Here is a 19,234-nt window from a genome sequence, read left to right as displayed (position 1 = left end):
CCGGCCCGGCCGCGCCGGTGGGCCGGCGCGGCGGCCGGGCGGTACGGTTCTCGACGCTGACCTGACAAAGTGCGCGATTTTCGGCCGGTTGGAGAGCCATGTCGCTGCGTCGCTGTTCCTCTCGCATCCCTCAACTCCTGCTCACCGCATCCCTCTTGGGTGCACTCATCACGCCGCCCGCCGCCGCCGTCACCACGGCCCGTCCCCCTTCCGGCGGGGGCCTGCCCCTGCGGGTCGCCACGTACAACATCCATGCCGGGGCGGGCGTGGACGGCGCCTTCGACCTGGACCGCCAGACGGCCGAACTGCGGTCGCTCGACGCGGATCTGATCGGGCTTCAGGAGGTCGACCGGCACTGGGGTGACCGCAGCGAGTGGCGGGACCTCGCGGGAGAGCTGGCGCGGCGGCTGCGCATGCACGTCTCCTTCGCACCGATCTACAGCCTGGATCCGGCCCAACCGGGCGGCCCCCGGGCGGAGTACGGGGTGGCCGTGCTGTCGCGGCACCGGATCGTGAGCGCCGAGAACCACGAGATCACCCGTCTCTCCACCCAGGACCCGAACCCCACCCCTGCTCCCGCCCCGGGGTTCGGCGAGGTCGTCGTACGGGTGCGGGGGCTGCCCGTACACGTGTACGTGACCCACCTCGACTACCGCCCGGACCCCTCCGTCCGCGTCGCCCAGGTCGCCGACACCCGGCGGATCATGGCCGAGGACCGGGGCCCGCGGATTCTGCTCGGCGACCTCAACGCGGAGCCCGCCGCCCCCGAACTGGCGCCGCTGTGGCGGGAGCTGACGGACGCCGACCCGGCGGCGCCGACCTTCCCGGCGCAGGACCCGGTCAAGCGGATCGACTACGTGGCGGTGTCGAAGGGCGGGCCCGGCGCCAGGATCACGGTGCGGAAGGCGTGGGTACCTGAGAGCGTCGCCTCCGACCACCGGCCGGTGGTGGCGGACCTGCTGGTAGGGGGAGGGAGCGGCCGATGAGCCCGCCGACGGGGGCGGGCCGATGAGTCCCGGGCGGCCCGGGAGTCTCCATTTTCGGCCCGAAAGCCTCCTTTTACGGCCGGCGCGCGTCCTCCTGTCCGAGGGCCGCGCCCGGTCCACCACCCGCGGTCGCACGCTGCGGGACGCCCCCCGGAGGGCAGGCCTCCGACAGCACACGCGGTACCGGACGAAGGACGACCCATGACCACCACCCCCCTGCACGCACTGCTGGACACCCACATCGCCGAGGGGTCGATGCCGGGCGCGGTGGCCCTGGTCTCCCGGGGCGGGCGGACCGAGGTGGTGTCGGCCGGTACGGCCGGCCTCGCCGGGTCCGCGCCGATGCGGCGGGACTCGCTCTTCCGTCTCGCCTCGATCACCAAGCCGATTGTGGCGGCGGCCGCCATGACGCTCGTCGAGGACGGCCTGATCGCCCCCGCCGACCCGGTCGCGGCATGGCTGCCCGAGCTGGCCGCGCCGCTGGTCGTACGGACCCCGCAGAGCCCGGTCGACGACGTGGTGTCGGCGGTCCACCCCATCACCCTGCTGGACCTGCTGACCTTCCGGGCCGGATACGGCTTCCCGTCCGACTTCTCGCTCCCCGCCGTCGTCCCGCTGTTCACCGAACTGAAACAGGGCCCGCCGCAGCCGCAGGCCGTCCTCGCGCCGGACGCCTGGATGGCCGCGCTGTCCCGAATCCCGTTGCTGCACCAGCCGGGCGACGGCTGGCTCTACAACACGTGCTCCGACATCCTCGGCGTCCTCATCGCCCGGGTCGCCGACCGCCCGCTGCCCGCGTATCTGGCGGAGCGGCTGTTCGAGCCCCTGGGCATGACGGACACCGGGTTCGTCGTGGAGCCCGCCGCGCTGGACCGGTTCACCGGCTACTACCGGGCCGGGGTGGACGGCGGAAGCGACCCGGTGCTGGTGGACGCCCCGGACGGGCAGTGGAGCAGCCCGCCGGCCTTCCCGTCCGGCGCGGGCGGCCTGGTCTCGACCGTCGACGACTGGGCCGCCTTCGGCCGGATGCTGCTCGCCGGGGGCCTGGACGACGACGGCCGCCGGGTGCTGGCCGCCGAGTCGGTCCGCCAGATGATCACCGACCACCTCACCCCGGAGCAGCGCGCCGCGAGCAGCCTGTTCACGGAAGGGCAGGGCTGGGGATTCGGCGGTGCGGTGGACATCGAGATCGCGGCCCCCTGGAACGTCCTCGGCCGCTACGGCTGGGTCGGCGGCACCGGCACCACGGCGCACATCGTCCCCTCCACGGGCACCGTCGCCGTCCTGCTCACCCAGATGGAGTTGACCGGGCCCGCCGCACCGCAGGTGATGCGGGACTTCTGGACGTACGCGGCCGGGTTCTGAGCCCGGCCGCGGCCGACCGGGCTCCCGCAGTCACCGGGGGCCGGCGCTCCGCCTCGCCTCACCTACTCACCGGGCTTGATCAGATACCCCGCGCCGCGCCGGGTGTGGATCATCGGCGTGCGCCCCGCGTCGATCTTCTTGCGGAGATAGGAGATGTAGAGCTCGACGACGTTCGCCTGGCCACCGAAGTCGTAGTTCCAGACCCGGTCGAGGATCTGCGCCTTGCTGAGCACCCGGCGCGGATTGCGCATCAGGAAACGCAGCAGCTCGAACTCGGTGGCCGTGACGTGGATCGCGTCCCCGCCCCGGCTCACCTCGTGGCTGTCCTCGTCGAGCACCAGGTCACCGACGGTGAGCGTGGACTCGCCGCGCCCGACGGCGACGGCCGAGCCCGAGCGGCGGATGAGCCCGCGCAGCCGGGCCACGACCTCCTCCAGGCCGAACGGCTTCGTCACGTAGTCGTCACCGCCCGCGGTGAGCCCGGCGATCCGGTCCTCGACGGAGTCCCGGGCGGTCAGGAAGAGGACCGGCACATCGTCGTACTCGCGGCGCAGCCGGCCCAGCACGGACAGCCCGTCCATGTCCGGGAGCGTCACGTCCAGGACCACCGCGTCCGGGCGGAAATCCCGCGCGGCCCGGACCGCCCCGGCCCCGTCCCCGGCGCTGCGCACCTCCCACCCCTCGTAGCGCAGGGCCATCGAGAGCAGCTCGGCGAGCGGAGCCTCGTCGTCCACGACCAGGACCCTCACGGGGGTACGGTCCGGCCTGAGCAGTTCGGTACGCCCCTGGGGCGAGGTCGTCGTCGTCATGGGCACCACTCTGTGAGCCACCCGTGAGAGAAGCCTGACCCGTTCCTGTGAATTTCCTGAGAAAGCGGAGCGGGCCAGGGGATGTCTGATCAATTCCGCCCACGCGGGAGGGGCCCACGCGGGAGGGTCGGACACCCCCTGGGCCGACAGGGCCTACGGTTTGTCCGGCGGATCTTGGTGGTGAGTGATCGGCTCGTTGCGTTCACCCGTCGGCTGCACGGCCGGTTCCGTTCGCTATGGTCTGCGGCCATGACCGAGAGCAAAACCGAAGCTTGGCCGGAACCTCCACTCGCCGGCACCGAGGCAGCAGCTGTCCTCGGCGCCCTCGAACGGCAGCGGGCTACCCTTGCCTGGAAGTGCTCTGGCCTGGGCGCCCCCGGCCTTCGCGCCACACTCGGCACGTCCAGCATCACTCTGGGCGGCCTCCTCAAGCACCTGGCGCACGTAGAAGACAGTCACTTCGCCCGGCTGTGGCTCGGCTCCCCAGTCGGTGCTCCCTGGGACACCGTCGACTGGGACAGCACTTCCGACTGGGACTACCGCTCCGCCGCGGAGGACACCCCCGAGCAACTGCGCGCTCTCTGGCAGGAGTCAGTCGCCCGCTCCCGTGCCATCGTCGACGAGGCGCTCAGCACGGGCGGGCTGGACCAGCTCGGCGCCTGCACCACCCGTAGCGGCGAACGCCCCAACCTTCGCCGCATTCTCCTTGACCTCATCGAGGAGTACGCCCGCCACGCCGGTCACGCCGACCTCATCCGTGAATCCGTCGACGGGCTTACAGGCGAGGACCCGCCGAGGTGAACTGAAGTACGGTGCGGCCCACTGGTCCTTCGGTTCGGGGAGGACCTCGACCATCTGTAGTGCGTCGCCCCACTGGCCGGGGGTGAGGAGGAAGGCCGGTGGACGGCAGCCGCCTTCGCCCGCGAGGTGGATCTTGCATCCAGCCGGATCCCTTCGGCATTTGTTGGATCACCCCGTCCCATGCCGGGCACAACGAGCCAGTGGTCCGACAGTCACATGATCCGCCGGACAGCACCTAGGTGTCCCGGATCCCGAACAGCGCGGCGGCGTTCCCATGACAGACCGCTCGCAACCACCCATCCCCCAGCCCGAGCCGCTCCAGCGCGTGGAGCTGATGGACGTACGGGTAGGGGATGTTCGGGAAGTCGGTCCCCAGCAGGACGCGGTCCCCGAGGTCGGCCAGCCGCCCTCGCTCCGCCGCCGGGAAGGGGCTGAGCCCCTCGCTGAAGTCGGTGAACGCCATCGTCGTGTCGAGCCGGACCTCCGGATACGCCTCCGCCAGCGCCAGGAACTCCGCGTACTCCGGCATCCCCAGGTGCGCGACGACCAGCCGCAGCCGGGGATGACGCGCCAGCAGCCGCCCGATCGGCCCGGGCCCGGTGTACGCGCCCGGCGCGGGCCCCGAGCCGCAGTGCATGACCACCGGGATCCCGGCCTCCGCGAGCAGCCCCCACACGGGCTCCAGGAGCGGGTCGTTGGCGTCGTACGCGCCGACCTGGAGGTGCGACTTGAAGACCCTCGCCCCCGCCTCGACGGCCTCCTTCACGTACACCTCCACGCCGTCCTCCGGGAAGAGGGTCGCGGTGTGCAGACAGTCGGGGGTCCGGGCCGCGAAGTCGGCGGACCAGCCGTTCAGCCAGCGGGCCATGCCGGGCTTGTGCGGATAGACCATGGAGGTGAAGCGCCGCACCCCGAACGAGCGCAGCAGCTCCAGCCGCCGCTCCTCCTCGTACCGGTAGGTGATCGGCCACTCCAGGCCGGTGAGCGGCCCGACGGCGTCGAAGTAGGCCCATACCTTGCGCAGGACCTGCTCCGGCATGAAGTGGGTGTGCACATCGATGATCCCGGGCAGCCCGAGCCGCTCCCAGAACCGCACCACGTCATCGCTCTCCGGCCCCACGGACGCTCTCCCCTGGTCGACGTTCAGAACAACCCACCCTGCACACCGCTGCCGCCGATGTCGATGAGAGGGACACGTACATCGCCCTCCGCCGCCGGCACGCCCTCCACGGGCACGGCCGCGAGGTCCCACCCGGTGATCAGCCGCGTGTCCAGGACGACCACGCCCACACCGTCCACCGCCAGGTGCAGATCGGGCCCGGCCGCCGCGACGAGCCGCCCCGCGACGACGCCCCCGTCGACCAGCTCCCGCACCGACCGGACGGGAGCGGGCGCCCGGTCGATCCCGAAGACCTCCGCCTGATCGACGACTTCGAGAGGCAGCCGCTCCAACGACTCGGGCCAGCCGCGCCCTTCGAGCCGCGCGGCCCGCCCGTACAGCTCCGCCACCTCGGCGGCCCGCTCCTCGCGCCCGGGAAGCCTCCCGCGCACGGCCCGCTTCCTGGCGTACGGGATCCGGTCGGGCACCCCGAGGGCCGCCCGCAGGACCTCCTCGGTCCGCCGGGCCGCCATGAGGGGCCCGCGCCCCAGCCAGCCGAAGACCACGGCGCCCTGCTCCCGCAGCCGGGCGGCACCGCGCTCCTCCCCGGTGATCCCGACCTTGACCAGGCCGGGCCCGAACCACGCCAGATACACGCGGTACGTCCGTGGGTCGTCCGCCATCGTGTCGGCGGCCACCGAATGCGCCCGGTCCAGCCGCGCGCACTCGGCGCACCGCCCGCCGGTGGACCGCCCCGGCACCACGGCGCCCAACGGGCACACGTTCCCCCGGGCCCCCACGCAGTGCCGCTCCCCGAGGGCCCGGAACCCGAGGCCGGCCCCGTACGCGAGGACGCTCACCCGCCGGTCACCGCCCCTGCTCCACCCCAGCTCGGGCACCTGCCCGGGCCACCGCACCCCGGCGCACCACCACCCACCGGACACCCGGACCCCGCTCTCTCCTCCACCGGCACCAGACCGCCGGTCGAACCGGCCCAGCGATGCTAAGGGACAGCTCTCAGGTCCTGTCGGCCCAGCGGGGCGGCGGCCCGGAGAACGTGGCCGGTGCGTAGTTGCCGCGCCTCCGGCGGTACGTGTGCCCGAGGTGGTGCTGGAGACGGATGTGGCGGAACTGGTAGACGGCCCCGGAGCGACGCAGCACCCCCCGCCGGTAGGCGTCGTCGAGGAAGTCCTCCGGGCTCCAGGGCAGCTTCCCGGTGAGCGGCAGCAGGAGGCGGGAGAAGATCAGCCACTGGCCCCAGGCGGTGAAGCAGAGGGCGTACGAGAGGCCGCCGCCGAGCCCGCCCACGGCCCCGATGACGAGTCCTTCCGGCAGATCCCAGCTCATCGGCCCGAGAACGCCCGCGAGCAGCCGGACGACGAGGCCGCCGCCGAGCGCGATGGCCAGGGTGAGCACGGGCACGATGACGAGGAGCTGCCGGTACACGGTCGCCCGGTTCGCGGACAGCAGACCGGCCGGGGTGGCCGCGGACCCGACGTCCAGCGGCGTTTCGAGCGCGGCCAGGAGCCCGAAGACCAGTCCGGCGGCCGAGCTGAAGATCACCCCGAGGACCAGCATGTTGACGAGCAGAGCCTCGACCAGCGCGGGGTCGGTGAGCGAACGCCCCTCGTACAGGGCCCGTTGGAGGGCGAAGGCGCACGCGCACCCGATCCCCATCACGAACCCGCCCGGCACGACGGCCGCGAACCGGTCGGTGAACGTGCGCACCGTTCTGCGCCCGATGCCGTCGGTCCGGCCGCGCAGCCGCAGGCGCACCTGGCTCGGGGCGAAGGAGCCGCCGCCGAACGCGGCCATCACCGCGTAGAAGCACCCGAAGGCGAGGCCGCCGACCGGGCCGACCACGGCCCCCTGCATCAGCGCCTCGCCGGGCGTGATCGGGGCGACGAGCAGGACGACGGCCCAGTCGGACACGGTGACGCAGAGCGCGGAGACCAGGGCGACGGTCAGGACACGCGTCGAGCGGGGCAGCGATTCGCCGATCTGCCACCAGGCCAGGTCGTGGCGGTCACGGTCGAGCCGGACCAGATGGTGGGCGAGGTGTCCCAGCCAGTGCCGAGCACGGTCGGGATCCCAGTGACGCCGCCGGTCCCGGTCCCGCCGGTCCTGCCGCCGGTCCCGGTCCGGGTCCCCCGTCGCGGCCCGCTCGGCGACGCGAGGCCGGTAGACCGTGGGCACGAAGCCCGCCAGCAGGTGGTCCTCCAGGGAACTCGCGGTGGGGAACCGTCCGGCGTCCAGCAGTTCCGCGGGGTCCCGGCCAGGGGCCTCGCTGTACATCGTGCGGGCCAGGGCGATCATCAAGGGGGTGCTCAACACCGCGGCGAGACGTCCGCCCGCCCGGTCCTTCCCGCTCCGCAGCACCTCCAGGACGAGGTCCCACAGCGCCTCGCCGCCCTCGCCCCCTTCCCCTCCGGGGGTCCGTCCGCCCTGGGCGGCCGGGCGGGCGGTCCTCGACAGGTAGGCCGAGAGGTCATCGGGGGTGAGACCGACGAGCTCGATGCCGGCGGCCCAGACCAGCGGCGCACGCGCCGCTCCTACCGCCTCCGCGTACTCCCCGGCCCGGCTCGTCAGCACGAGCGGCAACGAGGTCGCGTTCAGCGCTTCGAGCGCTTCCTGCCGCAGCCCCTCGGCGATCTCGTCGAACCCGTCCAGTACGGGCAGGATGAGCCCGGCGTCGACCAGCGCGGCGGCCAGGGTGGAGCCGCCGGGGGTCCGGCGGGCGAGATGCGGGTAGTCGCGCAGGAGGAGATCGACGACCCAGTCCCGTAACGCGACGGCCGTCGCGTCCCAGGCTCCGACGCCGAAGATCACCGGGACCCGGCGGGAGCGGTCCGGGCCGCCCAGCAGGTCCAGGACGAGCCGGATCGCCATGATGGACTTGCCCGAACCGGCCCGGCCGAGAATCACCAGCCGCCCGGACGGAATCCCCCGGTAGGCCTCGGCCACGCTCCGCAGATCACCCGCCGGCTCCATGGGCTCCGGCCGGACGCCCGGCGGCAGGCGCTGGATGTTCTCCGCGTGGTCGGTCAGCCGGGCGGGCGCCCGGTTCCAGCGCACCGGCAACGGAAAAGGGTCGTGGACCCGCCGTTGTTCCTCTTCCTTCCGCCAACGACGCCCGACCTCCCGCGCCAATTCCCCGGCCGCGCCGGCGAGCACGCGATCGACTTCGGATTCGCTTTCGGGTCCGAGTCCGGGTTCGGGTCCGGGCCCGGGTCCGGGCTCTGGTTCGGGTTCGGGTTCGGGCCCAAACGGTCCGCCGGAATCGGCACCCGAATCGACACCGGAATCGACACCGGAATTCGCCTTTCCCTGTAAGGGAATCGACGAAGGATGGGCCGGTGCGAGTACGGCCGCCAACTGCCGGCGGTCCTCGACTCCGAGATCGAGGGCATCGGCCAGGAGGTTCACCGTGCCCAACCGGTGATCGGCGGCCTTTCCCGTCTCCAGGCGGCGGATGGTGCGCACGCTCACCCCGGACCGCTCCGCCATCTGTTCCTGCGTCAGTCCCGCCTGGGTGCGCAAGCGGCGCACCAATATGCCGAGCCGATCCGTCACTTCGGTCCCCCGCCTAGCCCGCCCGGACGGCGGCGAGTCTAGCGCGGTGACCGGACCGGCCATAGATGGCCGGTGCCCTGGCCTGTCCGCCGAGCTGCGGAAACGCGATCGTCGGCGGAGCAGCAGAGGGAGGAACGACGGGTGAGGAACCGGCATGGCCTATCGCTACTGGTGCGGCGAATGCACCGCGAAAACGCCTTGGCTCAGCGCGTCCCGGGCCGAGCAGCAGCAGATCGATCACTACACCCGGAAACACCCCGGAGTTCCTCCTGGCGGCCATGTGGAAGTCCATCGCGGAAATCCACAGGGCGGTCTGGGCTGCCTGCCGTTCCTGGGAATCGCCATCGTGCTGCTGGTCATCGCGGCCTCGTGCCGCCGATAGACGAAAACCACCGGAACCCGAACCCACTGACCGAGAGGAACACCCATGCGCCAACGACGGATAGAGCGAACGGAGCGGACGGAGCGGATACGACGCATACCCGGGCTGCTCGCGGGAGTCCTGGGATTCCTCCTGGTCCTGACGGGCATCACGGCCTCCACCGCCGCTGCCGCCACCGCGTCCGGCGCGGGAGCGGAGAAACGCGTCTTCAACGGCATGCAGATCATCTTCCGGCCGGACACGCCCAACGCCTTCTGCACGATCGGCGCGGTCGGCACCGACGCGTACCAGCGGAAGATCGCCATCTCCGCGGGGCACTGCGTGAACGACAAGAAGTACGCCGACCGTGACATCCCCGAGAACATCCAGCCCGTCTACGACCGGAACGACATCGCCTCCGGACCGATCGGTCACCTGCGTTACTTCAAGGACCCCGAGGGCTCGATGGTGGGGCACGCCACCAAGGACTACATGATCATCGAGCTGGGGCCGACGGTGGTCCTCTCCTCGCAGGGGCCGCACCTGAAGCAGACGGGTGTGCTGGAGGTCCCCGGCGGGCAGCCCAGCCCCAACGCCCTCAGCCCGGCGCCGAACAGCGAACGCCTGCTGGGCACGGCCCTGTTCAACAACAACGAACTGGTGGTCTCCGGGCAGCTCGGCGTCAACTACGGCCGCGTCACCAACGCCGCCCGAGGCGTCTACCAGTCCTGGGCCCCGCACAAGGGCGGCGATTCGGGAGGCCCGGCGATCTGGCACGTACCCGGCAGCGCCTACCCCTCCTCCGCGAACGGTTTCCAGGCTGCCGGACCCTGGGCCGGCATCACCAAGGCCATCGCCCTGGGAGTGCCGCCGTACGTCTACACCAGCTCCGCGAACATCCTCGCCGACCTGCGCGCCCGGAACGCCGCACACCCCGGCGTCTACGGCGCGGGATTCCAGGTCACCGCCAACCCGTAACCGACCCGTCGGGGCAACCGCCCCGTCCGAAGGAGAACCGCCTCATGAACCCCCTGAAGTCCGGCGTACGAGCCCTCGCCGGGTTGCGCGCCGGAGCGGCGGTCGCGGCCGCCGCGACCGTGGCGATGACGATGCTGACCGCGTTCGCCGCCGCGCCGACAGCGCGGGCCGACGCCCCCGTGATCCCCGACTTCACCGACAGCCACGGCCTGACCCGGGTCGTCGACGCCACGGAGGTGCGCTCGGAGACCGACTTCACCCTCACCGTGACCACCCCTCAGGTGTCCGGCACCCACAAGATCCGCGTCTTCCTCCCCGAGGGCTACGCGGCGGACCCCGGCAAGCGGTGGCCCGTGACGTACTTCCTGCACGGCGGGGGCGGCACCGTGGACGACTCCGCCGCGGCCCCCGCACTGCGCTCGAACAAGATGATCACCGTCGTACCGGACGGCGGGCTGAAGGGCTGGTACGCCGACTGGGTCATGCAGAACACCGCGCTGGGCGCGGCCAACTGGCAGACCTTCCACCTCGAACAGGTCGTCCCCTTCATCGACGCCAACCTCCGCACCCTCCCCGGCAAGGACCACCGGGCGGTCGTCGGCCTGTCGATGGGCGGGTACGGAGCCCTCCGTTACGCCGAGGCCCGCCCCGACCTGTTCGGCCACACGGCCGCCCTCTCCGGGGGCATCGACTTCGGCATGCCGGCGATCCGCGCCGCCGTCGTCGCCACGGAACTGAACCTCACCGGCGCGTGGTGCGCGGTGAGCACCTCGACCCCGTCGGGCACCGGCGCCTGCACGGGCTACGGGCCCTACGTCGACAGCGACGCCGTCTTCGGCTCCCCGTACCCGGTCTTCGGCGCGGACCGCGTCTGGAACGCGGTCAACCCGGCCGCATCGGTCAACCTCGCCCGGCTGCAGGGCACGAAGGTCACGCTCTACACCGGTGACCAGGGGCTGATCGACTCCGTCACCGCGGTCGCCACCAGGACGGTCAAGTCGCGCCTGGACCAGCTCGGCCTGCCCGCCCGCCTGGTCGACTACGGCAACGGCTCCTCGCTGTCGCCCACCTGCGACGGCGGCCACAACTACGGCTGCTGGGCCCCCGCGTTCGCCGACTACATCCCGCGGCTGGAGGCCGACTTCGCCGCGGCGGACGCAACCGCCTAGCCGGGCCGCACACACCGCCAACGCCGCACCCACACACGCCCCGCCGCACCACCACCACGGCGCGCCCCGCCGCTCCTCCGAGGAGACGGCGGGGCGCACCCGTTGCGCCGTCGCGCGCCGTTCCCCTTAGGATCCGAGCCATGGCGCTGACCGGGAACCAGATGGACCTGTTCGAGGCTTCCATGCCCCGTCTGAAGGCCATCGCCTACCGCCTCCTCGGCTCCGCGACCGATGCCGAGGACGCCGTTCAGGACACGTTCCTGCGCTGGCAGTCCGCCGACATCGACCGCATCGAGGTCCCCGAGGCCTGGCTGACGAAGGTCCTCACCAACCTCTGCCTCAACCAGCTCACCTCGGCGCGCGCCCGCCGCGAGACCTATGTGGGCCAGTGGCTGCCCGAACCGCTGCTCGCCGGGGACCCGATGCTCGGCCCCGCCGACACCGTCGAACAGCGCGAATCGGTCTCGTACGCCGTCCTCGCCCTCATGGAGCGCCTGTCCCCCAACGAACGGGTGGTGTACGTGCTGCGGGAGGCCTTCGGCTACCCGCACCGGAGGATCGCGGAGATCCTCGACATCACCGAGGCCTCCGGCCAGCAGATCTTCCACCGCGCCAAGAAGCACATCGCGGAGGGCAGGACCCGCACGGAGATCGACGAGGCCGCCGCCCGGCGGATCGTCGAGGAGTTCCTCACGGCCGCGACCAGCGGCCGGACCGAACCGCTCGTCCGGCTGCTCACCGCGGACGCCGTCGCGATCGGCGACGGCGGCGGAAAGGTACCGGCCCGCACCAGGCCGTTCGAGGGGGCCGTGGCCGTCGCGAAGTTCATGCGGAGCCTGTTCACCCCCAACCGGGCCGCGCGCAACCTCCTCGGTGGCACCGCGGAGGTCCACGTCTCGTACGCCAACGGGCTGCCCGCCCTCGTGGTCACCGTCGACGGCCGGGTCATCGGCGTCATGTGCCTGGAGATCACGGCGGACGGCATCGCCGCGTTCCGCAACCAGGCCAACCCCGACAAGCTCGAACGAGCGACGCGGCAGTGGGCGGCGACGGCCCACGGAGAACCGGTCCTCCGCATCTCCTGATCGCCTGTGACGCGCGTCACGTCACTGACCTGTCAGGAATCGACGGGCTGCCCGGTTCAAGGGGCGAAACCGCGCGAGACAGGAGTGCAGGACATGCAGCAGAACATCCAGCAGCACCGCGTCATCGTCATCGGAGCCGGCTACACCGGAGCGAGTGCCGCCGGGCGCCTCGCCAGGCGGCTGCACCGCGAGGACGTCTCCATCACCCTCGTCAACGCCGAACCGGACTTCGTCGAGCGCGTCCGGCTGCACCAGCTCGCGGTGGGCCAGAACCTCCGCCCCCGCCCCTTCAGCGAGATGTTCGCCGGCACGGGCGTCCGGCTGCGCCTCGGGAAGGTCACGGGCATCGACGTCGACCGCCGAACGGTGTCCGTCACCGACCCGAACGGAACCGGCGAGCCGGAGGCGTTGGAGTACGACACCCTCGTGTACGCCCTCGGCAGCGCCTGGAACACCCATGCCGTCCCCGGCGCCGCCGAACACGCCCACGACGTCGCCGGCCGCCCCGGGGCAATGCGCCTGCGCGAGCGGCTGGCCGCCCTCGCCCCCGGCACGCCCGTGGTCGTCGTCGGCGGCGGCCTCACCGGTGTGGAGGCCGCGACGGAGCTGGCCGAGACCCGCCCGGACCTGGACGTCTCCCTGGTCGCCCGAGGAGCACTGGGCGACTGGCTCTCCCCCAAGGGCGCCGGGCACCTGCGGAAGGTCTTCACCAAACTGCGGATCACCGCCCACGAACACGCCGACGTCACCGCCGTGCACGCCGACCGTGTCACCACCACCAAGGGCGACCTCCCGGCCGCGATCACGATCTGGACGACGGGCTTCGCGGTCCACCCGATCGCCCGTGCCACACCACTGCGGACCGGCGACAACGGCCAGATCATGGTCGACGGCACCATGCGCTCGACCTCGCACCCGGACGTGTACGCCATCGGCGACGCGGCCCTGGTCGCCGGCCCCGGCGGCAAGCCGCTGCGCATGTCGTGCGCCTCGGGCGTCCCCACCGCCTGGCAGGCCGCCGACGCCATCGCGGCCCGCCTCACCGGCGCCAAGCTCCCGACCACCGCACCCCGCTACTTCAACCAGTGCGTCTCGCTGGGCCGCAAGGAGGGCCTGATCCAGTACGTCACCGCCGACGACCGAGCCGTCAGCGCGGCCCTGACCGGCCGCCTGGCCGCCCTCTACAAGGAACTGGTCTGCAAGGCCGCGGCCTGGGGCGTCGCCAACCCGACCCTCGGCCTGCCGACCCGCCGCCACCGGGTCACGGCGGAGCCGGCGCGGGCGACCGCTACAGCCGCTTGAGGTTCCGGTCCAGGATCGCCCTGAGGCGCTCCACGTCCTCAGGGCCCTGGGCGCCCCGCTTCGGCAGCACCGCGATTCCGGCCGAGCGCTCACCGCCGAGCAGCACGAAGAGACGGGCGGTCTCCAGATACTCCCGGTGCACCGCCCACTCCACGGTGAAGGACACCCGCTCGCCGGTACTGACCGCGCCACGCCCATCGGCCACCATCCGGCACTGCCCGTACGGCTCCACGATGCTGAACATCCTGCGCGCCTGGGTACGCAGTGCCCGCAGGGCGCCCCAGGACACGATGGCCGCGCAGAGCACCAGCGCGGCGATCAGCACGGGTGTCGACAGACCGACGACCACCCCGAAGACAGCCAGAGCACCGACAGACGCCACCGGCCCCGCGAACGCCTGGAGTCGCCCGGCCCCCGTCTGCAACGCGCGCGCACGAAGCGCCTCTTCGAAGTCACCGACCGTCGGCCGGTAGACGAACTCCACGTCCGCTCCGCGCTCCGCGCCGGACGCGAACGCGTCCCCGCCCCTGGTTTCCATAGCGTGGAGCCTAGGCCCTGCGAGGGGCGATGCTGCGTCTTCCTCCTGGAGCCCAACGGGATGTGAGCCGACTGATCACGCATCGATGAGGAATCCGAGCGCCGCGCCTTGCCGGAGCCCAACCACACCGAGTGGACGATGTCGGGCTCCGTGGTGGACCAGAATGCCTGAACGCTGACAGGCCCGGGCTCCCACCAGGCATCGACGCACACTTGCCGAACACGCCTACGTGTAGGACCGGATGCCCACCGTGACATCCATGTCGAAGGCATTCGACTCCGCCGCGGACGGCAGACCCAGGGCCCGGTCGAGCACGCGGCCCAGGGGGCCGCAGCCACTGGTGCGCGGGGCGGCGAACTCCGCGTCCTGGGCGCCGAACGCGACGACCAAGGGATCGCTGGATATCACCCGGGTGGGATCGGTGTCCTTGAGCACCAGGTGGACCGCGTCCTCATCACTGCCCACCGAGCAGCCCGGCAACGGCCGGGCCGGCAGCCCGTGCGCCGCGCCTATGGCGAACTTGATGTCGAACTCGCCGCGCCGGGTGTCGTCGGACAGGAAGTCCGCGTAACCGCCGTACTGCGGAGTCAGGGTCAGCGGGGTGTTTCCCACCCGGATCGGCGCGGCGGTCATCTCACCGAAGACCTGACGGAACTCGCCGTCCACACGGCCTTCCGCGAAGGTGATCTTCATGGGTTGGGTGAGCAGCTCATCGACGGTGCCCATGCGCAGCTGCCCCGTCGCGTGCATGACCTCGCAGCGCCAGGTCCCGGGGTCCGCCCCCGCAGGCAGCTCATCAGCGGTCGGGCAGGCGGAGAAGTCGAACGCGGGCAGATCCGCGGCCCGTTCAGCTGCGTGCGCGGGCACGGACCCCAGGGAGAGTCCGGCAAGCAGGGCCCCCGCAGCCGCACATGCGAAGCGGCGGACCGCTCGATTCAAGGTCACTCGGTTCGGCGTCATGCATCCCAGTATTGCAGAGCTTTCTCTGCAGAGGAAAGTCTGCAGAGGATTCCCTGCTTTCTGGCTAGACTGCCGCCATGACGAAAGACCGGAGATCCGAAGCCGTGGAGCGGCACACGGTCGAGAGCCCCGAGGTGCTCAAGGCCCTCTCGCACCCCCTGCGCCTGCGCATCCTGCGCCACCTCGGCACAGCGGGCCCAGCCACCTCGACCACGCTGGCCGCCGCCCTCGGCGAGAACACCGGGACGCTCAGCTACCACCTGCGCATGCTGGAGCGCAGTGGCCTCATCGAGGACATCCCCGAGCGCTCCGCCGGGCGGGAGCGCTGGTGGCGCGGGGTGCGCGGGCTCGATATCCGCAGACCGCCGCAGGGTGAGCTGACGGAGGCCGAGCGCGCCATGTCCGCCGAGCTGGACCGGATGAGGATGGAGGAGGATGTCGAACTCGCCCGACAGTTCACCGCCGGGCAGGCGGAGTCGGAAGGCTGGATGCGGGGCTCCCGCAGCCTCGCCCACCTCACGAAGGATGAGCTGGACGCGTTCCACGACGACTATCTGGCCCTGCTCGCCCACTACGCCCGTGGCCCCGAGGACGCCCCGGCCGACGCACGCCCCGTACTCCTCCGCTGGTTCGGTCTACCCGCCGACTGACGGGCAGCCGCCCGGCCCGCGAGCGGTACGGGCAAACGCCAGAGGCCCCCAGGATCTCTCCTGGGGGCCTCTGGTCTGCTGTGCACTCGGCAGGATTCGAACCTGCAACCTTCTGATCCGTAGTCAGATGCTCTATCCGTTAAGCTACGAGTGCTTGGCGTTCCGGGCTTTTTTCTCCCCGGTCGGCGTTGCGAGAACAACATTACATGACCTGCGCCGTGACGCGAAATCCATTAGCCGCACCTCTGCCGACCTGCGGAAACAGCCTCCCGAGGCCCATCTGGGCCACCCTCCGGAACCGGCCCCGAACCAGCTCCGAACCAGCCCCGGCGCGCCTTCCGCACCCTCACTCGCCCCGGAACGACCGAAGCCCCGTGCCAGGGGCACGGGGCTTCGGGATGGAGCGGAGGCGGAGGGATTTGAACCCTCGATGGGCTTTAAGACCCAAACCGCATTAGCAGTGCGGCGCCATAGACCGGACTAGGCGACGCCTCCTCCACACACCTCGCGCGGACGCGAGTGGTGCGTGCAGATGATGACACAGTCGAGCGTCGTGCCACCAATCGCGGTCAACGTTACTAGGCCCCCGGGTGCCCAGGCAAAGCAGTTCGGCGTGGTGGCGCAACGTCCGGGCGCGGTGCGCGTTAGAGAGGGGTGGGGGCCCCGGTCTCCGTCCGTTGTCGTCGCCCGTCAGCCGTCCGTCAGCCGTGGCTCCGGGGCGGGGCCGTGATCGTTCCGCGACCGCCGCCCGTGGCCGCCCGTGCTGCAGAGATCCTGGAGCTACCGCATGCTGCGCCGTCTCGCCCTCACCGCCGTCGTCTCGCTCGCCGCGCTCGCCACCGCCGTGCCGGTCTCGACCGCCTCCGGCCCCGTGTCCTCCGGTCCGGTGCCCGTCGCCCAGCCCACCTCCGGCCCGTTCGCCGCCGTCCGGCCCTCCCTCGGGCCGCTGCCCATGCCCGTCCCGCTGCCCGGGTTCCTGGAGGGCGAGAACGGGAAGGGCGCGGGTGAGGCGAACGAGGCGCTGACGCGGCTCACCGTGTCCGTCGAGAACACCGGGGTCGCCGGGGCCGACGGCACCTTCGAGCTGGAGTGCGGGCCCACCGGGGGCAACCACCCGCGGGGGCAGGCCGCCTGTGACCGGCTGGCGGAGGCCGGCGCCACCCGGGCCGGGCGGCAGGAGCTGTTCCGGCCGACCCCCGAGGGCACGATGTGCACGATGATCCACGGCGGCGACGCCACCGCGCGCATCGTGGGCACCTGGGAGGGACGGGCCGTGGACACCACCGCGAGCCGCCGCGACGGATGCGAGATCGCCCGCTGGAACAGCCTCGTGCCGGTGCTCCCCGATGTCCGGTAGTCCCTCGGCGACGGCGTAAAAGCGTTCGCCCTCCCGTACCCGACACGGACGGCTCCAGGGCCCGGCGCGCCCTGAAGGGTGTGCCCGCGCCGCGCGTCCGCGCACGTCACACGGTGCGCGGACGCTCACGTCATGGGCCCGCGGCGTACATGCCGCGCACAGAACCTTGGTGAGAGCTCCCCCTCATCCGCCGCCCCCGGGGCCTCCCCTGCCCTTAGACTCCTCCAGTGACAGTCCGAGGCCCGAGGGGCAAGATGTTGGGTCCCGCTGTCGGCAAGGTGCGGTAATCAGGGAGGAAGCGTCGTCGTGAGCAGCAGGCCGTCCCGAGGCACTGCTCGCCTCGCAGCCATACTCGATGCCCTTCCTGACGGGCTTCTGCTCGTCAATTGCAACGGCACGGTCGTCAACGCCAACGCCATCGCCCTCGAAATGTTCGAGACCCCGGGCACCGCGCTCGTCGGTCGCGGACTGCTCGATCTGCTGCCGGAGTTCGACTCCAAGCTGATCCCGGGTTCGATGCGCCGGCCCGAGGCTGCGGACGAGCAGGGCAGGACCAAGCCGACGCGGATGACCGCGCGGCGCACCGACGGCAACGAATACCCCGTCGAGGTCACCAGCGCGAGCCTCGACAGCGGGCAGGCCGCGTACAACGACATCCATTCCAGCTACACCGGTGACGAGCTGCTCATGCTCGTCGTGCGGGACCTCTCCGGCACCGTCGACACCGAGGCGGAGCTGGCCCGTTCGCAGCGGCAGACCGAGATGATCCTGCGGGCCGCATCCGAGGGCGTCGTCGGCACGGACACCGACGGGCGCGTCGTCCTCGTCAACCCCGCCGCCGCGCAGATCCTCGGCTTCCGGGCCAGCGACCTCGGCGGCCAGGAGCTGCATCCGCTGATCCTGCACTCCCGGGCGGAGGGCGAGCCGTTCCCGTACGAGGACTCCCCGCTCGCCGACACGCTCAAGTCCGGGCGCAAGCACCGGGTGCGCGGGCAGGTGCTGTGGTCCAAGAGCGGCGCGCAGGTGCCGGTGGACCTCACGACCGCGCCGGTACGGGACGGGGACCAGCTCGTCGGCGCGGTGATGACGTTCACGGACCGCCGACCGTACGAGGAGTTGTCGGCGCAGCACAGAAGCGTCGTCGCCGAGCTGACCACGAGTCACTCCGCCGAGGTCACCGCGCTCAAGGAGGCGCACGCCGCCGAGCTGGAGGCGCTGAAGGAGGCGCACGCCGCCGAGGTCGCCGACCGTAGCGAGCGGTACGCCGCCGAGATCGAGGGACAGGCCGAGCTGCTCGCCTCCCTGGGCGCCCAGCACTCCCAGCTCACCGCCGTCCTCGGCGGTTCGCTGCGCGGGCCCCTGGAGGAGCTGCGCGGCGAGCTGTCCATGCTCGCCTCCGACCCGGCCGGGCAGCTGTGGCCCGAGGCCAACCAGATCCTGCACCATCTCGCCGCCGGGTACGCCCGGATGACCACGCTCGTCGACAACGTGCTGGGATACCAGCGCCTGGACGCGGGGGCGGAGGGGCTGCGGAAGGCCCCCGCGATGGTGGACGGGATCGTCACGGGCGGTATCGACGGGGCGGTCGAGCTGATCGGACCCGGGCGCGCCCAGTTCGCCGTGCACGCCCCGCCGATCGAGGCCGAGGTCGACGCACCCCGGCTCGCGACCGCCATCGCCCATCTCGTCGCGGACGTCTGCGGGGTCGATTCGACCGGCAAGACCCGGGCGGTGCCCGGAGGCGGCTATGTCGACTCCACCGTGGTCGTGGCCGCCGCCCAGCGCGGTGACGTCGTACGGATCGAGGTGCGCGGGCCGTTCGCCGGGGGCGACCCGGTGCACGAGCCGATCGTGCGCGGCATCGTCCGGGCGCACGGCGGGGTCCTCCAGACACACGAGATGCCGGGCATGAGCGGCAGCGCGTACGTGCTCGACCTGCCCATCGGCACCGCGTCCGGCACGATCGCGCCCCCGGAGGAGGACGGGAACGCCCCGCTGCCGGAATCCGCTCCGGCCGTGCCCTCGTCGCCCGAAGGCCTCGGAGCGCCGGGCGTCACCAGCGGCGGCCGGCGCCGGGCACGCAGGTCCTCCACCGACGCGTTCCTGGACAGCCCCGGCGGTACGCCGGAGGGCGGCGGCGACAGCACGGCCGGCGCCGTGGCTCCCGCTCCCGACGACCGTCCGGCCGCCGAGCCGACCGG

17 protein-coding genes, 2 tRNA genes and 1 pseudogene are annotated in these 19,234 nt (G+C 72.0%); 11 read left to right on the top strand and 9 right to left on the bottom strand.

Annotated elements, in window-relative coordinates; all coding sequences use genetic code 11:
- Positions 1 to 98: 98 nt before the first annotated feature.
- Together CR470_RS13400 and CR470_RS13395 are read left to right on the top strand one after the other, a co-directional pair.
- A complete protein-coding gene (locus CR470_RS13400; RefSeq protein ID WP_097867819.1) occupies positions 99 to 986 on the top strand; it encodes an endonuclease/exonuclease/phosphatase family protein in 888 nt (295 codons plus the stop codon).
- 201 nt (positions 987 to 1,187) lie between these two features.
- On the top strand, positions 1,188 to 2,351 hold the full coding sequence (locus CR470_RS13395) for a serine hydrolase domain-containing protein (protein WP_097867818.1): 1,164 nt from the start codon (positions 1,188 to 1,190) through the stop codon (positions 2,349 to 2,351).
- A gap of 62 nt (positions 2,352 to 2,413) precedes the next feature.
- Here the strand turns inward: CR470_RS13395 and CR470_RS13390 are convergent, their stop codons facing one another.
- Positions 2,414 to 3,160, bottom strand: a complete 747-nt coding sequence (locus tag CR470_RS13390; protein WP_097867830.1) for a response regulator transcription factor — start codon at positions 3,158 to 3,160, stop codon at positions 2,414 to 2,416.
- Between the two features lie 249 nt (positions 3,161 to 3,409).
- Here CR470_RS13390 and CR470_RS13385 point away from each other — a divergent pair, with 249 nt between their 5' ends.
- Positions 3,410 to 3,961, top strand: a complete 552-nt coding sequence (locus CR470_RS13385) for a DinB family protein (protein WP_097867829.1) — start codon at positions 3,410 to 3,412, stop codon at positions 3,959 to 3,961.
- 39 nt (positions 3,962 to 4,000) lie between these two features.
- Here CR470_RS13385 and CR470_RS13380 read toward each other — a convergent pair.
- The 4 genes and pseudogenes from CR470_RS13380 to CR470_RS13365 all read right to left on the bottom strand — a co-directional run.
- Positions 4,001 to 4,099, bottom strand: a pseudogene (locus tag CR470_RS13380) (IS5/IS1182 family transposase); the annotation flags it as partial.
- 97 nt (positions 4,100 to 4,196) lie between these two features.
- Positions 4,197 to 5,081: an amidohydrolase family protein gene (locus tag CR470_RS13375; RefSeq protein ID WP_097867817.1), complete on the bottom strand. Its 885-nt coding sequence runs from the start codon at positions 5,079 to 5,081 to the stop codon at positions 4,197 to 4,199.
- A 23-nt stretch (positions 5,082 to 5,104) separates the two neighbouring features.
- Positions 5,105 to 6,004 carry a DUF2797 domain-containing protein gene (locus CR470_RS13370; RefSeq protein ID WP_097867816.1) on the bottom strand — a complete coding sequence of 300 codons (900 nt, stop codon included), beginning with the start codon at positions 6,002 to 6,004 and terminating at the stop codon, positions 5,105 to 5,107.
- Between the two features lie 73 nt (positions 6,005 to 6,077).
- Positions 6,078 to 8,633: a helix-turn-helix domain-containing protein gene (locus CR470_RS13365; protein WP_257138623.1), complete on the bottom strand. Its 2,556-nt coding sequence runs from the start codon at positions 8,631 to 8,633 to the stop codon at positions 6,078 to 6,080.
- 154 nt (positions 8,634 to 8,787) lie between these two features.
- Between CR470_RS13365 and CR470_RS13360 the strand changes: the two genes are divergently transcribed.
- From CR470_RS13360 to CR470_RS13340, 5 genes are all read left to right on the top strand, one after another.
- Positions 8,788 to 9,015, top strand: a complete 228-nt coding sequence (locus CR470_RS13360) for a hypothetical protein (protein WP_097867814.1) — start codon at positions 8,788 to 8,790, stop codon at positions 9,013 to 9,015.
- Between the two features lie 45 nt (positions 9,016 to 9,060).
- On the top strand, positions 9,061 to 9,972 hold the full coding sequence (locus CR470_RS13355) for a hypothetical protein (RefSeq protein ID WP_218923763.1): 912 nt from the start codon (positions 9,061 to 9,063) through the stop codon (positions 9,970 to 9,972).
- Positions 9,973 to 10,016: 44 nt separating this feature from the next.
- On the top strand, positions 10,017 to 11,141 hold the full coding sequence (locus CR470_RS13350) for an alpha/beta hydrolase (RefSeq protein WP_097867813.1): 1,125 nt from the start codon (positions 10,017 to 10,019) through the stop codon (positions 11,139 to 11,141).
- Between the two features lie 140 nt (positions 11,142 to 11,281).
- Entirely contained in the window at positions 11,282 to 12,226 is a 945-nt protein-coding gene (gene sigJ / locus CR470_RS13345) for an RNA polymerase sigma factor SigJ (RefSeq protein WP_097867812.1), read from the top strand.
- Between the two features lie 93 nt (positions 12,227 to 12,319).
- Positions 12,320 to 13,528, top strand: coding sequence for an NAD(P)/FAD-dependent oxidoreductase (locus tag CR470_RS13340; RefSeq protein WP_097867811.1), 1,209 nt, complete (start codon positions 12,320 to 12,322; stop codon positions 13,526 to 13,528).
- Here CR470_RS13340 and CR470_RS13335 read toward each other — a convergent pair.
- Both CR470_RS13335 and CR470_RS13330 read right to left on the bottom strand, forming a co-directional pair.
- Entirely contained in the window at positions 13,515 to 14,066 is a 552-nt protein-coding gene (locus tag CR470_RS13335; protein WP_143663806.1) for a hypothetical protein, read from the bottom strand. The genes CR470_RS13340 and CR470_RS13335 overlap by 14 nt on opposite strands.
- A 225-nt stretch (positions 14,067 to 14,291) precedes the next feature.
- Complete coding sequence (locus CR470_RS13330) at positions 14,292 to 14,933, bottom strand: hypothetical protein (RefSeq protein WP_257138620.1); 642 nt, start codon at positions 14,931 to 14,933, stop codon at positions 14,292 to 14,294.
- Between the two features lie 170 nt (positions 14,934 to 15,103).
- Here CR470_RS13330 and CR470_RS13325 point away from each other — a divergent pair, with 170 nt between their 5' ends.
- Positions 15,104 to 15,676 carry an ArsR/SmtB family transcription factor gene (locus tag CR470_RS13325; RefSeq protein ID WP_097867808.1) on the top strand — a complete coding sequence of 191 codons (573 nt, stop codon included), beginning with the start codon at positions 15,104 to 15,106 and terminating at the stop codon, positions 15,674 to 15,676.
- 81 nt (positions 15,677 to 15,757) lie between these two features.
- Here CR470_RS13325 and CR470_RS13320 read toward each other — a convergent pair.
- Positions 15,758 to 15,830: transfer RNA gene (locus tag CR470_RS13320), tRNA-Arg, on the bottom strand.
- A gap of 250 nt (positions 15,831 to 16,080) precedes the next feature.
- Positions 16,081 to 16,171, bottom strand: a tRNA-Ser gene (locus CR470_RS13315).
- 292 nt (positions 16,172 to 16,463) lie between these two features.
- On the opposite strand from CR470_RS13315, the gene CR470_RS13310 reads away from it, so the two are divergent.
- Together CR470_RS13310 and CR470_RS13305 are read left to right on the top strand one after the other, a co-directional pair.
- Positions 16,464 to 17,033 (top strand): SSI family serine proteinase inhibitor, encoded by a 570-nt coding sequence (locus CR470_RS13310; RefSeq protein ID WP_097867807.1) that lies wholly within the window; start codon positions 16,464 to 16,466, stop codon positions 17,031 to 17,033.
- 306 nt (positions 17,034 to 17,339) lie between these two features.
- Positions 17,340 to 19,234 (top strand): PAS domain-containing protein (locus CR470_RS13305; protein ID WP_179892241.1); only part of this gene is annotated, 1,895 nt, incomplete at its 3' end.

It is taken from the genome of Streptomyces sp. rh34 (assembly GCF_002551245.1).
Lineage (GTDB): Bacteria > Actinomycetota > Actinomycetes > Streptomycetales > Streptomycetaceae > Streptomyces.
This window is presented reverse-complemented; position numbering and strand designations above follow the sequence as displayed.

What these genes read in the sequence shown, in the direction of transcription:
- CR470_RS13400 (WP_097867819.1), top strand. Translation starts at nt 99, where the DNA reads ATGTCGCTGCGTCGCTGTTCCTCTCGCATCCCTCAACTCCTGCTCACC.
- CR470_RS13395 (WP_097867818.1), top strand. Translation starts at nt 1,188, where the DNA reads ATGACCACCACCCCCCTGCACGCACTGCTGGACACCCACATCGCCGAG.
- CR470_RS13390 (WP_097867830.1), bottom strand. Translation starts at nt 3,160, where the DNA reads ATGACGACGACGACCTCGCCCCAGGGGCGTACCGAACTGCTCAGGCCG.
- CR470_RS13385 (WP_097867829.1), top strand. Translation starts at nt 3,410, where the DNA reads ATGACCGAGAGCAAAACCGAAGCTTGGCCGGAACCTCCACTCGCCGGC.
- CR470_RS13360 (WP_097867814.1), top strand. Translation starts at nt 8,788, where the DNA reads ATGGCCTATCGCTACTGGTGCGGCGAATGCACCGCGAAAACGCCTTGG.
- CR470_RS13355 (WP_218923763.1), top strand. Translation starts at nt 9,061, where the DNA reads ATGCGCCAACGACGGATAGAGCGAACGGAGCGGACGGAGCGGATACGA.
- CR470_RS13350 (WP_097867813.1), top strand. Translation starts at nt 10,017, where the DNA reads ATGAACCCCCTGAAGTCCGGCGTACGAGCCCTCGCCGGGTTGCGCGCC.
- sigJ (WP_097867812.1), top strand. Translation starts at nt 11,282, where the DNA reads ATGGCGCTGACCGGGAACCAGATGGACCTGTTCGAGGCTTCCATGCCC.
- CR470_RS13340 (WP_097867811.1), top strand. Translation starts at nt 12,320, where the DNA reads ATGCAGCAGAACATCCAGCAGCACCGCGTCATCGTCATCGGAGCCGGC.
- CR470_RS13335 (WP_143663806.1), bottom strand. Translation starts at nt 14,066, where the DNA reads ATGGAAACCAGGGGCGGGGACGCGTTCGCGTCCGGCGCGGAGCGCGGA.
- CR470_RS13325 (WP_097867808.1), top strand. Translation starts at nt 15,104, where the DNA reads ATGACGAAAGACCGGAGATCCGAAGCCGTGGAGCGGCACACGGTCGAG.
- CR470_RS13310 (WP_097867807.1), top strand. Translation starts at nt 16,464, where the DNA reads ATGCTGCGCCGTCTCGCCCTCACCGCCGTCGTCTCGCTCGCCGCGCTC.